This is a genomic window from Bacteroidota bacterium (genome assembly GCA_034439655.1).
Classification (GTDB): domain Bacteria; phylum Bacteroidota; class Bacteroidia; order UKL13-3; family UKL13-3; genus CANJUD01.
The window spans coordinates 1-13244 of record JAWXAU010000043.1 but is presented as its reverse complement, the minus strand read 5'-3'; the positions used below and the strand labels follow the sequence as shown (position 1 = coordinate 13244).

The 13244-nt window shown below is 39.8% G+C and carries 13 protein-coding genes; 1 reads left to right on the top strand and 12 read right to left on the bottom strand.

Going from position 1 to position 13244, the window contains the following annotated elements; all coding sequences use genetic code 11:
• Positions 1 to 134 precede the first annotated feature (134 nt).
• Genes SGJ10_02790 through SGJ10_02775 form a run of 4 tightly spaced genes read right to left on the bottom strand, consistent with a single transcriptional unit; the run spans position 135 to position 3070 of the window.
• Positions 135 to 923 carry an energy transducer TonB gene (locus SGJ10_02790; GenBank protein MDZ4757053.1) on the bottom strand — a complete coding sequence of 263 codons (789 nt, stop codon included), beginning with the start codon at positions 921 to 923 and terminating at the stop codon, positions 135 to 137.
• Between the two features lie 55 nt (positions 924 to 978).
• Positions 979 to 1533 carry a biopolymer transporter ExbD gene (locus tag SGJ10_02785; GenBank protein MDZ4757052.1) on the bottom strand — a complete coding sequence of 185 codons (555 nt, stop codon included), beginning with the start codon at positions 1531 to 1533 and terminating at the stop codon, positions 979 to 981.
• A 53-nt stretch (positions 1534 to 1586) separates the two neighbouring features.
• Complete coding sequence (locus SGJ10_02780; protein ID MDZ4757051.1) at positions 1587 to 2225, bottom strand: biopolymer transporter ExbD; 639 nt, start codon at positions 2223 to 2225, stop codon at positions 1587 to 1589.
• Between the two features lie 29 nt (positions 2226 to 2254).
• The gene (locus SGJ10_02775) at positions 2255 to 3070 is read right to left on the bottom strand and encodes a MotA/TolQ/ExbB proton channel family protein (protein ID MDZ4757050.1); all 816 of its coding nucleotides are present in this window, start codon (positions 3068 to 3070) and stop codon (positions 2255 to 2257) included.
• Between the two features lie 229 nt (positions 3071 to 3299).
• Here SGJ10_02775 and SGJ10_02770 point away from each other — a divergent pair, with 229 nt between their 5' ends.
• The gene (locus SGJ10_02770; protein ID MDZ4757049.1) at positions 3300 to 4346 is read left to right on the top strand and encodes an OmpA family protein; all 1047 of its coding nucleotides are present in this window, start codon (positions 3300 to 3302) and stop codon (positions 4344 to 4346) included.
• A gap of 5 nt (positions 4347 to 4351) precedes the next feature.
• Here SGJ10_02770 and lpdA read toward each other — a convergent pair whose 3' ends face one another.
• The 8 genes from lpdA to SGJ10_02730 all read right to left on the bottom strand — a co-directional run bounded on the left by lpdA (position 4352) and on the right by SGJ10_02730 (position 13006).
• The gene (lpdA, locus tag SGJ10_02765) at positions 4352 to 5755 is read right to left on the bottom strand and encodes a dihydrolipoyl dehydrogenase (protein MDZ4757048.1); all 1404 of its coding nucleotides are present in this window, start codon (positions 5753 to 5755) and stop codon (positions 4352 to 4354) included.
• 439 nt (positions 5756 to 6194) lie between these two features.
• Complete coding sequence (locus tag SGJ10_02760; protein MDZ4757047.1) at positions 6195 to 6758, bottom strand: hypothetical protein; 564 nt, start codon at positions 6756 to 6758, stop codon at positions 6195 to 6197.
• A gap of 142 nt (positions 6759 to 6900) precedes the next feature.
• A complete protein-coding gene (locus SGJ10_02755) occupies positions 6901 to 7866 on the bottom strand; it encodes a hypothetical protein (protein MDZ4757046.1) in 966 nt (321 codons plus the stop codon).
• 100 nt (positions 7867 to 7966) lie between these two features.
• On the bottom strand, positions 7967 to 9340 hold the full coding sequence (locus SGJ10_02750; GenBank protein ID MDZ4757045.1) for an MATE family efflux transporter: 1374 nt from the start codon (positions 9338 to 9340) through the stop codon (positions 7967 to 7969).
• Between the two features lies 1 nt (position 9341).
• Positions 9342 to 10460 (bottom strand): tRNA guanosine(34) transglycosylase Tgt, encoded by a 1119-nt coding sequence (gene tgt / locus SGJ10_02745; GenBank protein ID MDZ4757044.1) that lies wholly within the window; start codon positions 10458 to 10460, stop codon positions 9342 to 9344.
• Positions 10461 to 10485: 25 nt separating this feature from the next.
• Positions 10486 to 11187: a porin family protein gene (locus tag SGJ10_02740; GenBank protein MDZ4757043.1), complete on the bottom strand. Its 702-nt coding sequence runs from the start codon at positions 11185 to 11187 to the stop codon at positions 10486 to 10488.
• Positions 11188 to 11435: 248 nt separating this feature from the next.
• A complete protein-coding gene (locus SGJ10_02735; protein MDZ4757042.1) occupies positions 11436 to 12656 on the bottom strand; it encodes a hypothetical protein in 1221 nt (406 codons plus the stop codon).
• Positions 12657 to 12718: 62 nt separating this feature from the next.
• Complete coding sequence (locus SGJ10_02730) at positions 12719 to 13006, bottom strand: hypothetical protein (protein MDZ4757041.1); 288 nt, start codon at positions 13004 to 13006, stop codon at positions 12719 to 12721.
• Between the last annotated feature and the right edge of the window lie 238 nt (positions 13007 to 13244).

The following is a 13244-nucleotide window of genomic DNA, read 5'->3' as shown; positions in this document are numbered from 1 at the left end:
TCATGTGAAAAAGAAGAATAATTATTCATTATACTATGCTTTTAATTCAAAATAGACAATTGTTCCTGGTGGCTGAGTTTTTGAGCAGACCCTATTTAGCGAGCCTTTATATATCAATCTACTGAATGATTGTATTATTCTTCTAATTGGTAATTGATAGGCAAAACATAATTTACCCTAACCGATTTACCCTGTTTTTTGGCAGTTGTCCATTTGCCAGCCCCACTTATTTTACGCATCACCCTCAGTGCTTCTTCATCTAAGCCTTTGCTAACACCTTTGGCCACATATATATGGGAAAGACTTCCATCCAGTTCTACTATAAAATGCACATTTACTGTACCTTCAATACCCGCATCTTTTTCATAGGCAGGATATTCGATTTCGTTTTCGAGGTAATCATAAAGTTTTGGGAATTTAGCCATTTCGTCCACTTGGCCAGCATCAAGGGGTTCAATTGGTACTTGGTCTTGTTGTTTTGTAATGTTTTCCTCAATTTTAATTTTATCCAAACCATCTTTTGTTTCAACGTCAGCCTTCTTTAAATCCTTGTTCTCTTCTATCTGATGTTTCTCATCAATTTTTTCGTCTTCAACTATTTTCGGCGGGGTGAACTGCTGCATTTTCAATACTGGTGGGGGTGGTATAACCGGTGGAGGCGGTTTTTCCAAATCTTGTGGAGGAGGAGCTATTAACTCTACCAATCTTTTTTTCTTTTTTTCCTCTTTCTCTTTTTCTCTGTCTTCTTTAAAATAACTTGCAATCATTGGCGAGCTCATCAACAATATAAAAGCTAAGATAGTAATAATACCTGAGCGGGTAATAATTTGAGGGTAAAGTAAACGTAAGGCGTATGCACCGTACTTTTTGTTTTTACGCTCGAAAATAATTTCGAGAGTATCGTTTCTAAAAAAGTTCATCATAATAGCTGTGTGTTTTTGTTGGGTTTGATTTTCCTTATCCTATTTTGGTAAACGATTATTCTACTAAACCTTTTTTCTTCAGGTTTTTCTGGTCATCTGGTTGAAAATCTACCACTGCAAATTGTTTGATGCCGCAAATTTCAAACTCATCCAATATATCAACTAAGTTGCGGTATTTGCTATCTTTCATCGGCTTAATTAATACCACTATTTCCTGACTTTTAGCTTTTTGAACAAAAATATTTCTCACTTCTATTTGTTTTGCTTTTAATACTTTTCTAATATTGGCAGGGCCATAAGTGGTTTTAGATATCACAGGGTCTTTGGTTAGCATACCCATATACCAAAATATTTGATCATCTTTTCCCAAAATCAGGGTCATGGACTTTGATTCAGGTATGGTTATATCTTCTTTAGGTTTTTCATCTGTGGGCATGGTTACTTCCAAGGCACTTGGTTTAGCCATTGTGGTGGCCAACATAAAAAAGGTAACTAGCAAAAATGCCAAGTCCACCATGGGTGTCATGTCTATTCGGGTTGAGAGTTTTTTGCCTCTTTTCTTCCCTTTATGTTTGCCCCCACCTCCGCCGGAGCTTTCTATATCTGCCATTTTTTATTGATGTTTTAATGTCCGCCGCCGTGGCGGATTGATTTAACGATTTATTACTTCTCTTTAGGTTTACTGCCTGCCATTCTGTTTTCCTCTTGACTTGTGATCATTTGGAAACGGTGGCCTTGAATGGTTTTGTTAGTTAGTACCTGAATTACTTGTTTAATTATTGGGTAGTTGGTCTCCCCATCTGCTTTAAGGGCTATTTGAGAACGGGGACTTGCCAAACGGGCATTCCACACCCAGAAGAATAGTTCATTTTTATCGGGTATACTATCCCATTTAATACCGGGCTGGCTTCTCCTCAATTCCTCTGGTTCAAGTTTTAGCCAACTGGACAAATCTTTGGCAGGAACACCGAAACTAGTTTGCAAACTAAACTTTTGTTTTTGTTCTGCATTTAATTTGATATTAGGGGCAAAGCGGGTAATAAAGCCATCTAGCATGTCTGACATGTGCTTGGGATTGTCCATACCTATAAATATGCGACCTTCTTTGCTTACAGTTATAGTAATTAAGTCTTTGTCAGGGATGGGCGTAGTGAGTGTAGACGATGGCAATACCACAAGTACGGGCTCGTCGGGTCTAAATTTAGTGGCCAACATAAAGAACGTTACCAATAGGAAACCCATGTCCACCATGGCCGTCATGTCGATGAAAGTACTTTTGCGGGGAATTTTTACTTTTGGCATTGCTTATATAATAATTAGCTGCTCAAAGATTAACTATGCTTGGCTGCAAATGTTTGTGTAATGCTATAACCACTCTCATCAATACCATAAGTAAGTTTATCGATACGGGTGGTGAACATATTATAGAACACAATAGCTAAAATTGAGGTGCCGATACCTAAAGCTGTATTTATAAGAGCTTCTGAAATACCAGTAGACAGTGCTGAAGCATCAGGTGCACCTGCATTGGCCATAGCCGAGAACGCTTTAATCATACCGATTACAGTACCTAATAGACCTACCAGTGTGGCAACCGATGATATGGTAGATAATACGACCAAGTTCTTTTCCAACATGGGTAATTCCAAAGTGGTAGCTTCCTCAAATTCTTTTTGAATAGCCAATACTTTTTGGTCTTTGGCCAACTCATGGTTTTCACTCATCTCTTTATATTTAGCCAAACCTGCACGGGCAACATTCGCTATGCTGCCTTTTTGCTTATCGCAGGCAAGCATGGCTCCTTGTACATCGCCTGTATCAAGTTTATTTTTGATATTGCGAGAAAAAACATTGATGTTCTGAGAGCCGGTCGCCTTTATGATGGTAACAAAACGCTCAACTGTAAATATAATAACGGTGAGTAGCAAACTCAAAAGAATGGGAACAATTAATCCGCCCTTGTGAATAACACCAAACCAATGCTCAATACCATCTTTTACAGGCTCCTTTTCAATGTCGCCACCTTGAAAATTATGTGGGTTGCCTAGCACATAGACGTAGGTGAGTATGCCCACAATAAATGCTACTGGTACAACAATAAATGCAAACATGGCTGAAAAGCCCGAGGTTGATTCTTCTTTTTTCATGATTCTTTTCTTACTAAGTTTAATTTTTTTTTGGAGTGCAAAAATAGATTTTGTTTTGATTTAAACAAGTGTTGTTTTTGTTAATTCTTTTTTTTAATAATAATTTTAGATAGTTGCCTTTAATATGTGGGTAATAACGCAATTGTCTACCATTGGTTGCACATTATATTTGTAGTTCAGTAAAAATACGGTCACTAATTCCAAATTAAACTATAATCAATTGAATATCATGGGTACAAATAATAATACTTTTTTGCAGAAAATTTCGTTGGTAGCTATCAGCGGGCTAATCATTTCGTTTACTTCTTGTGTGCCGATGCGTAAATTTGAAGATTTGCAAGCTTCAAAACTAGCTTCCGATTCAGCAAATAAAAGCTGCCTCGAAATGTATGCTAAACTTCGGGAGCAGGATTCGGCCCTTGATGCACAAGTAGGAAGCACCAAAAGAATTATACAAAAACTTAAAGAAGACAGCTTGGAGACGGCTGCTATTGTTGCCAAACAAAAAGAATTATATAAAGTGCTGAATGAGACCTACGAAAAGGAAATTAAATTTGGCAGTCTTGAAACCCAGCGTAAAATGGAGCAGTTGAAAGAGCTAGAGGCCAAGTATAACGAAAGGGCCAAAGAATATGAAGAAATGAAAGCTAAAATGACACAGCTAAAGGACGAAGAAAAAAAACTGCAAAGCGAGAAAGGTACTTTAGCTACTAGCTTGCAAGAGCGTGATAAAAGCTTGCAGGAGAAGGAAGCAAAATTAGCGGAGCTTCAACAAATTCTTCACAGCAAAGACTCGGCAGTAAAAGCTTTGAAAACATCGGTGAGTAATGCATTATTGGGATTTAAAGATGCAGGATTGGAAATCAATATAAAGAATGGTAAAGTATATGTATCGCTTAGCGAGCAATTGTTATTCGCATCGGGCAAAACTGATGTAGACAAGAAAGGCCGCGAAGCTTTGTTGCAACTTGCAACCGTATTGGAAAAACAAAGAGATATTAATATATTGGTAGAAGGTCATACCGACGATGTACCCATGAAAAGTGAAAAGATGCAAGATAATTGGGACCTTAGCGTAATGCGTGCTAACAGTATAGTACGAATACTTACCAAAGATGGTAGCATAGATCCCAAAAGAATTATGGCTGCTGGCCGTGGTCAGTACATGCCTATTGACCCTGCTAAAACTCCAGAAGCCAGACGCAAAAACCGCAGGACAGAAATCATCCTCACACCCAAGCTCGACGAGCTATTGCAGATTATTGATAATCAGTAAACTAATTACACATGCAAAGCCCTGTTCCCAGTTGCAGCTAAACAAGCTTCTTTAAAAGCTTCAGTATATGTTGGGTGGGCATGGCTCATGCGAGAAATATCCTCGGCACTGGCACGAAACTCCATAGCAACCACTGCTTCGGCAATCATATCGGCGGCACGGGGGCCTATCATGTGTACGCCCAAAATTTCATCGGTAGTAGCATCGGCAAGTACTTTTATTTGACCGTCTAAATCCATAGAGGCACGGGCACGACCACTGGCACGGAATGGGAATGCTCCCATTTTATAAGCTATGTTTTTGGCTTTCAATTCTTCTTCGGTATATCCAACCGATGCTACCTCGGGCCAAGTATATACTACGCCTGGAATTAATAAATAATTTATATGTGGTTTTTGTCCCGATATATATTCCGCTACAAGTACCCCTTCTTCTTCGGCTTTGTGAGCCAGCATAGCACCTTTCACCACATCGCCTATGGCATATATGCTAGGTACATTGGTTTGCAAATGCTCGTTAACTTCCACGCGGCCCCGCTCATCGGTTTTCACACCAGCTTTGTCTAAGGCCAATCCTTCGGTATAAGGTTTACGACCTACTGATACCAAACAATAATCGCCTTTAAATTCCACCTCCTTGCCTTGTGGGTCGGTGGCTTTTACTATTACTTCTTTTCCTTTGGCAACTGCACTCTGAACTTTATGTCCTGTATTAATGCTAAAGCCCAGTTTTTTTAGTACTCTTCCTAAGTCTTTGCCCATAGTGCGGTCCATGGTGGGTATAATACTATCGGCATATTCTATTACACTTACCTGGCTGCCTATGCGGGCATATACTGATCCTAATTCTAGGCCTATTACACCACCACCTATTACAATTAAATGCTTTGGAATTTCCGCCAAGTTTAATGCTTCTGTACTAGTAATGATGCGTTTCTTGTCGATGTCGATACCGGGCAATGATACAGGTTTGGAACCTGTGGCTATAATAGTTTTACTTGTTTCTATAATAGTTTCGTTGCCTGCGGCGTCGGTAATTTTTATTTGTGTGGGGCTCACAAATGATCCAGTGCCTGTTAATACCTCCACTTTGTTTTTTTTCATCAGGAAACTGATGCCATCGCAGGTTTGTTTCACCACTTCGTTTTTGCGTTTAATCATTTGGGCGAGATTCACTTTTACCGTGCCTGTTTCTATACCATGCTCTTTAAAAGTGTGTGTGGCATTATGATAATGTTCGCTGCTATCGAGCAGGGCTTTGCTGGGTATGCAGCCCACATTGAGGCAAGTACCGCCAAGTGTATTATATTTTTCTATTAATGCTACCTTCATTCCCAACTGTGCACAGCGAATGGCGGCCACATAACCGCCAGGGCCCGAACCAATAATGGTGATATCGTATTTTTCCATATAGTGCAGCAAAATTAAGGGTTAGTTGTTATAATAGTTAATGTATCCCATTCTAAAAACTAATACCCATTCTTAAACTAAAATAGTTCTCCGCCTGTGGCGGATTTAGTTTTTAGAATGGTAATGCCGAACTACATCCCGAAAGCCCCGCTTAATCCCGATAACCCACCGGCTGCTTTCCCGTTATTACTAAACCCGTGAATAATACAAAAGCTATATTAAGTTTTGTTTTTTGTATAAATGAGAGGTAAGCTTTTGTAATGCAGTTTAGATAGGTCAGGAGATTTTTTTCTTTGGAATAGGGTATCCTGCAAATATAATTGCCCAACACCTGCAAAATAAATATGTTTACAAAACTGCAAACTGCAAACTCCCTGCTGCAAACTCCCTACTTCTAACTTCCTACTTCCCTTCGCCGCGGCGAACTAACTTCCTACTCTCACTTTTCCAAACTAAAACTACCCTCGGTAACCACTACCGAATCTTGTGGTGCTGAGAGCAGTCTGCCTGTAAAGTTAAAAGTACCCTCATAGCGTTGGGTAACATTGGTTAAGGTTAAGGTGCCGCTGCTGCTTTGGTATATCGTATTTTTGTTTTTGAGATACCCTCCCATAAAATTAAAATTGTTGGTGGTGTATGTGCCTACGGGCAAGTTATTATAAAAATTAACCACAACAACATCGGTAGTATCGAAGGTGGTGAAACCAGCAATAGATCTATAAGTGCCCGCAGGGCCTGTAGTAGTGTCACTCACCACTATAATGGATTTGTATTCGCTACCGTTTATTTTGCATTTCATATTATCGACACGAGTAGCACAACAGTCGCCAGTAAAGCCAGTAGGGCAATTGCAGCCACAGCCACCTGTTTTTTCAACCACGGTGCCACCGTTTTGGCATACTGTATCTTTGCAAGGTTTTCGGTTGCATTGTACTAAAAGGAAGCACATGCTCATAAGCATTACCACTAAAGAGAACTGCTTTTTTAATGTATGTGTTTTCATTTTATTAGTATTGTTTTATGTAGTGCAATAATAGTGAAATTGGAATTATATTTAAGGGAAAATTTGGCCTTTATAGTGGAAGAGCGGGATGATTCATTTTATACAAATTAATGTTGCCGAAATTAAGTATAGACTATCTCTATTACGCCTGTAAATAATACGCTTTATATATAAACCAACCATTTAAAATGAGGTAGGCCAACAGCAGCATCAGAGAAGCCGTTTTATCAAACCTAATCGTTTGTGAAATTTTATTTGCTTTAACGAGTTTCAACGAATATGCAGCACATGCCACAACGGCAAAAACAAAACATAGGGTAATGCCGTGGAGCGAATCAACCAAGGTAAAGGAAGTCGATTCTGGGAGTGAGGAATCAATCACGTATTTATTGGCAATGACGGCAAATAAAGAGCCTACCCCCAAACTAAATCGTGATTCAATGCTTTCCCAGTGAATAAAAAAGCACAAGAAAGATAATAGGAAAGATATATACATTCCAATAAATAATTTCAGGAACAACCACCAAGAATCCCGCTCAATGCCAATTTGCACTTTAAAATTGCTGAATTCGGAATGCGGCAGCGTCAAAGAGGGGTCTCCAAATGATGTTTCGTATTTTTTAATGCCTGTCGTAATTTTAAAGCTATCAGGAATCATGGACCAGTCCATCGTCGTACTTTTAGAATAATGTTGACCAAAAGTATCTTCCACAAAAATCAAATCACTCACATCATATTGGGAATTCTCAATGGTAAACCTCAATTTCTGACGATCAAAAGGAAAATTCTGTATTTTCCATGAATCTTTCATCACGCATTGCAATTTCATCAACATGTATATACTACCATCCTGTAAGGTGTCTTCCGTATAGAAAGATTTGTCAACGGTTTTAGCCATTGGTACTTCCAGATACTTGGAGAAGTCAAAATCTTGGTTTTTATATTTTAACCACAGCCAAAGATTGATTGTATATTCTTTGTTGATGAAATTAATATCATGTATGCTATTGATATATATGCCTACAGAAACCGTATCAGGCTTATGTACTTCCTTGGCGTAGGAAGAATGCAAGATAAATGGGACGATAAGAAAGAGGAGTTTTTTCATTCTGTTTTTAGTCTTTAGGCTGAGCAATAGCCGCCGCATTTAAAGAAAATCATATACTATAAATAATTTCTTCAAATGTAAGCATAGAAACAGTGAAAGTTCAACAGCTTTTAAACTGTATAGTTGCTTTTTTGCCCATACGCTTCACCAACCCAAAGAACCTCCAATTTAAAGCCACAGCACTAAAGCAAAGCCCCGCACAAAGTGCCCACCAAATTCCAGCTCCATCGTAACCCAATACAGGCCCCAATATATAGCCCAAGGGCAAGCCTATAACCCAATAAGCTACTAGTGTAATCCAAGTGGGTACGCGGGTATCGCCTATGCCACGCAGTATGCCCAGGCCTACACATTGCAGCCCATCGGCCAATTGGAAGAAGCCCGCAATGATTAGCAAGCTGGCAGCGTATTGCTGCAGTTCGGGCTCGTGTTTGTGGTTGAACAAGGCAGTAAGTTCTTGACTAAATATAATAAAACACAGGCAGGTAAAGCTCATCCATACAGTAACCATCACTAGGCTGCGTTTGCCTGCAACGAGAATGCCTTGGGTATCTCCAGCCCCACGGGCACTGCCAGTGAGTATACTACCCGCAACAGAGAAGCCTGTAGCCGCCATATAAGTGAGTGCTGCCAATTGTATCGCTACCACATGCGAAGCACCTGCCACCACACTGATATTGCCCATCATTGCCGCCGCACCGCCAAAGGCTGCTATCTCGAAAAAGAATTGTAAGCCCGAAGGAAGGCCCACTTTTAAAAACTCATTTAGCTCTTTGCGGAAAGGGATGGCCATGAGCCAATCTTTTAACCCAATATGATAACGCCACACACGGTATTTGTGGTTGCCGCGTAAGTACAACCATATTGCCAAAACCATGCAAATGCGGGTAACAAAAGTGGCCCAAGCTGAGCCATTGAAACCCATATTGAAAGTCCAGATGAAGAGGGGGTTGAGCAATGCATTTAATACCACTGCACCTAACGATATAATAAGCCCGGGTGTGGTATCCTCGTGGCCATCGCTCATGTTTTTTAATCCAATAAATAGCGTGAGCGGCACTACGGAGAGCCCCAGAATATTTAAATATTGCGGGGCTATCGCATTTACCTGCGTCGTTTGTTGAAACCACCCAAAATTGAAAGAGAGAAACAGCACCACCAAATTCATTAGCACCCCGAACATAATACCCGACCACACCACACTGTGATATAGTTTACCAATACGTTCGGGGTCCTTATTGCCCAATGCCTCAGCAACCACCGCCGAGCCAGATATCATCATACCAATACCTATAACAATGGTGGTGAAAAAAACGGAATTTCCAATGCCTGAAGCTGCAATTTCTGTTACACCCAGTTTGGAAACAAAGAAGGTGTCCGTGAGACCCATAAGTACATTGCCCACTTGCCCGATAATAATGGGGATGGCCAATTTGAGAATTAGGCCATAACTATATTTATGATCTTCTTTCAAGTTAAAATCTTTTGGAAACTATCGGCAGTATATGCTGTTTCCATTGGGCAAAATCGCCTTCCAGTATATGCATTCTTGCTTCGCGAACCAGCCACAAATAAAAGGAAAGATTTTGTATAGATGCTATAATAAATCCGAGATACTCTGAACTGATTAAGAGGTGGCGGGTATAGGCCATGCTATACTCTGGCGTAAGCAAAGGATCGAGTGGTGTAAAGTCATTTTTCCACTTCTCGTTTTTTATATTCACGATGCCGCGTGTGGTAAATATATATCCATGACGGGCGTTGCGGGTGGGCATTACGCAGTCGAACATATCTATACCTCGTGAGATGCATTCCAGTATATTTTCAGGCTTGCCCACTCCCATGAGGTAACGCGGTTTTGCCTTGGGCAGGATATCGCATACTAGAGAAGTCATGCTATACATATCTTCTGTAGGTTCGCCTACACTAAGGCCGCCAATGGCATTACCAAAAGTGTCTTTGTTGGCAATATATTGGGCAGACTGTACACGCAAATCGGGGAAGGTACCACCTTGTACTATAGGGAAGAGTGCTTGTTCGTATCCATATATAGGTTTGGTGCTGTTCATTTGGGCAAAGCACCTATCGAGCCACCTGTGGGTGAGGTGCATGCTTTGCTCCACATATTTTTTTTCGGCAGGGTAGGGCGGGCATTCATCAAAAGCCATGATAATATCGGCACCAATGATGCGTTGCGTATCGACGACATTCTCGGGCGTGAACACAATTTTGCTCCCATCCAAATGCGATTGAAAGGTAGCCCCTTGCTCAGTTATTTTACGACTGCCGGCTAAGGAGAATACTTGATAGCCGCCACTATCGGTAAGCATGGCACCTGGCCAATTGATGAATTTAGGTAAGCCGCCTGCTTGTTTTAGGGTATCGTTTCCAGGTCGTATAAATAGGTGATAGGTATTGCCCAGAATGATGGGTGCTTTAATGCGGTTCCACAGGTCGTATTGGGTAACAGATTTTACAGTTCCTACAGTTCCTACAGGCATAAAGATGGGCGTTTCAATAGAGCCATGGGGCGTATGCAAAAGTCCAGCCCGTGCTTGGGTGGCATTATCGGTGGCCAGCAAATCAAACTTCACGATAAAAAATTATTAGAGGATTGTATTATTCAATATAGAAATTGAACTGCAATATTTTAGAAAATAAACCGCTGATGCTGCTACTATAAACTGAGCCATCGCGTACCAGTACATTGTTGATTCCATTGGTGAGTTTTATTTCGGGCGAGAATTTGAAATAAGGGAAATAGAAATCGAAGCCCATGCCTATTTGGTAGCCTAAATTATTAGTGCCCACTGCTACAAAAGCATCACCGGGCTTGCGGGCCACCGTTTTGTTAGACGTAAAATCGAAGCTGTAGATAAGGCCAGCCACTACATAAAAACGGGTGTTCTTAATTCTGTCCGATTTGTATTTGAATATCAATGGCAATTCGCCATAAGTCGATTCAATTTTTGCTACTGATAATAAACTGTCTTTGCGAAATACAAATTCGATATTGCGTTGAGCGAAGTGTAGCGATGGGATAAGGCGGATATCGAAGTGATTGCCCAAATGCAAATCGCCCAAAACACCTAGATTGAAACCAGCTTGAGGTTTGCAAATAACTGAAGCCAAGGTATCGTTTGGAAAAAAACTGGCATCGTGGTTCAGCTTGAAATTGGTAGAACTAAACCCCACAGTGAAACCATAGTGCAATAATTTATAATCGTATGAGGGCAAATTTCGCTGAGCCTTGCTACTAAGGGCAGCACACAACATCAATGACATCAATAGTTTCAGTCTTTTCTTTTTGTTAAAGAGCATGTTTGAGCGAGGGTGGTAAATGCTGCGTTTATTCAACCTGCAAATCAACTACCTGTAAGCCATAACGCAAAATGTTAATTTTTATTGCCTTCGGAGTGGTAAGGAATAAGTAGGAAGTTAGTTCGCCGCGGCGAAGGGAAGTAGTAAGTAGGAAGTTAGAAGTAGTAAGGGTATGGGTAATGAGCTGACGCCTGATCTGGGAAAGGGGAGTAGTGGTGGGCTGCCGAATGGCCCTTATCCCTAGCCCCCTATTCCTTCTTCCTAATAATCCATTTTTCCATTTCGTCTTGGTCCAAATCCATATAGTTTACCTCATGTTCCACTATTCCATTGTTCAACAGGTATATAACAGGCAAATTTATTCCTGCCAAGTACACAAAGTTTCGGCCTAGGAGCATGCAGTATGGAATGTTTTCAGTATGTGTTTCCGCGAAAAAGGGTTTTAAATTTTCATCGTCACCATTCACCACCATGTAAAAAGGGATATGCGGATTTCGTTCGTGCATGATTCTAATTTTATTGGCAGCAATGCGGCAATGCGGGCAGGTTAAACTCAGAAATATAATTATATGTTTTCCTTTTGAGAGTTCTTTTTTACTTAAGAATTCTTTAGAAGCAGGATCAATAATTCTGGCATTATTATATAAAGAATCCAATTCAAGTTCATAATTTTCTTCGGGTTTGTTAAGGTACGTTTCTGAATAATCAAGTTGTACAGGATTAAGTATAAATGGCATCGCAAACGAACTGATGATGGGTAATGCAATGAGCCATGGCATTTTTTTATTGTTCAACTTTTGCGGAGGTTTATCACTGTCAGATAGCGGCGGTGAAATTGTATTTTTACTTTTTTGCAGTACAAGCTTTTGCACAAAATATATTATAACAATGAAAGGCAAAAAACCAAATGCAAATGCAGGAATCAACAAATAATATGATTGCCAATTAAGCATATATTGGAACTCTTGCCAAATAAGGACACCACTGTATGCTGCAATGCATAAGGCAAGAAACAACGCTGTTTCAATAAGCAAGCCCTTTGTAAAACTATTATAAACCCTGCCCCTATAATACTTGTGCAAAACGAAAAATATTGCAAGCATGATGATGTTCTTTACCAATGCTTCCAATGGAGTCATTTGTATATAAGAACCAAAACATCCGCAATTGCCTTTATTTCCGTTGAGCGAAATTAATAATATTAGGTAAACAGAAAATAATAAAAGTACACCGATGCCCAATTTATAGGCAACTTTATGAAGGTAAATGTTAAATATAAGTAGAAACCCAATAAGGAATTCAAGACCTATAAGTATGCGAGCCACAAAGGGAGAGGCTTGCCAATTGATGAACCCCAAATCGACAAATGTATATTCGAACGGTTCAATAGGATATAATTTGGTATAGCCCGAAAAGACAAAAACAGCACCTAGCAGTGCAGCAAGAAATCCTAATAAAATTTTAAGCATATCATAAGGATAAAAGGCGTCTTCCCATTAAGAAAGACGCCTTTTAAAGAATACTTAAAAGCTTATTTTAATACACAGTCTGTGGTTACAGTGTAAGCTTGTTGGTTGTTCTTAGCATCATAATGCTCAACAGTCTTAGAAACTTGATTCTTGCCACTGCTTGCAAATGGATTGGTTCCACAAATAGCTTGTGCTGCACCTTTCTTTGATTTTGGGAAATCCACCACCGCTATACTTGGAGTTGCTCCACTCATGGTGCTAGTAGTGGTGCAAGTACAAGTACGGTCTTTTTTGCACGAAGCAAAAGAAAGTGCAGCAATAACTGCAACAAATAATACTGTTTTTTTCATGTTTTTATTTTTTTTAAGTTAAAGAAACACAAACATAGAGACAATTTTTATTAAAGCAATTTTTTATTTAAACTAATTGATAATCTGTTGTTGTTCGTTGTTATTTGTTGATTTTTTATCTAAATTATGATAGACAAATAATTTATACCGAAACTCAATATATAATAGTCCAAAAGAAAGGGACTAATCCCCCCGCATCCCGATAATTATCGGGATTAAGCGGGGCTTTCGGGATGTA

What these genes read in the sequence shown, in the direction of transcription:
- SGJ10_02790 (MDZ4757053.1), bottom strand. Translation starts at nt 923, where the DNA reads ATGATGAACTTTTTTAGAAACGATACTCTCGAAATTATTTTCGAGCGT.
- SGJ10_02785 (MDZ4757052.1), bottom strand. Translation starts at nt 1,533, where the DNA reads ATGGCAGATATAGAAAGCTCCGGCGGAGGTGGGGGCAAACATAAAGGG.
- SGJ10_02780 (MDZ4757051.1), bottom strand. Translation starts at nt 2,225, where the DNA reads ATGCCAAAAGTAAAAATTCCCCGCAAAAGTACTTTCATCGACATGACG.
- SGJ10_02775 (MDZ4757050.1), bottom strand. Translation starts at nt 3,070, where the DNA reads ATGAAAAAAGAAGAATCAACCTCGGGCTTTTCAGCCATGTTTGCATTT.
- SGJ10_02770 (MDZ4757049.1), top strand. Translation starts at nt 3,300, where the DNA reads ATGGGTACAAATAATAATACTTTTTTGCAGAAAATTTCGTTGGTAGCT.
- lpdA (MDZ4757048.1), bottom strand. Translation starts at nt 5,755, where the DNA reads ATGGAAAAATACGATATCACCATTATTGGTTCGGGCCCTGGCGGTTAT.
- SGJ10_02760 (MDZ4757047.1), bottom strand. Translation starts at nt 6,758, where the DNA reads ATGAAAACACATACATTAAAAAAGCAGTTCTCTTTAGTGGTAATGCTT.
- SGJ10_02755 (MDZ4757046.1), bottom strand. Translation starts at nt 7,866, where the DNA reads ATGAAAAAACTCCTCTTTCTTATCGTCCCATTTATCTTGCATTCTTCC.
- SGJ10_02740 (MDZ4757043.1), bottom strand. Translation starts at nt 11,187, where the DNA reads ATGCTCTTTAACAAAAAGAAAAGACTGAAACTATTGATGTCATTGATG.
- SGJ10_02735 (MDZ4757042.1), bottom strand. Translation starts at nt 12,656, where the DNA reads ATGCTTAAAATTTTATTAGGATTTCTTGCTGCACTGCTAGGTGCTGTT.
- SGJ10_02730 (MDZ4757041.1), bottom strand. Translation starts at nt 13,006, where the DNA reads ATGAAAAAAACAGTATTATTTGTTGCAGTTATTGCTGCACTTTCTTTT.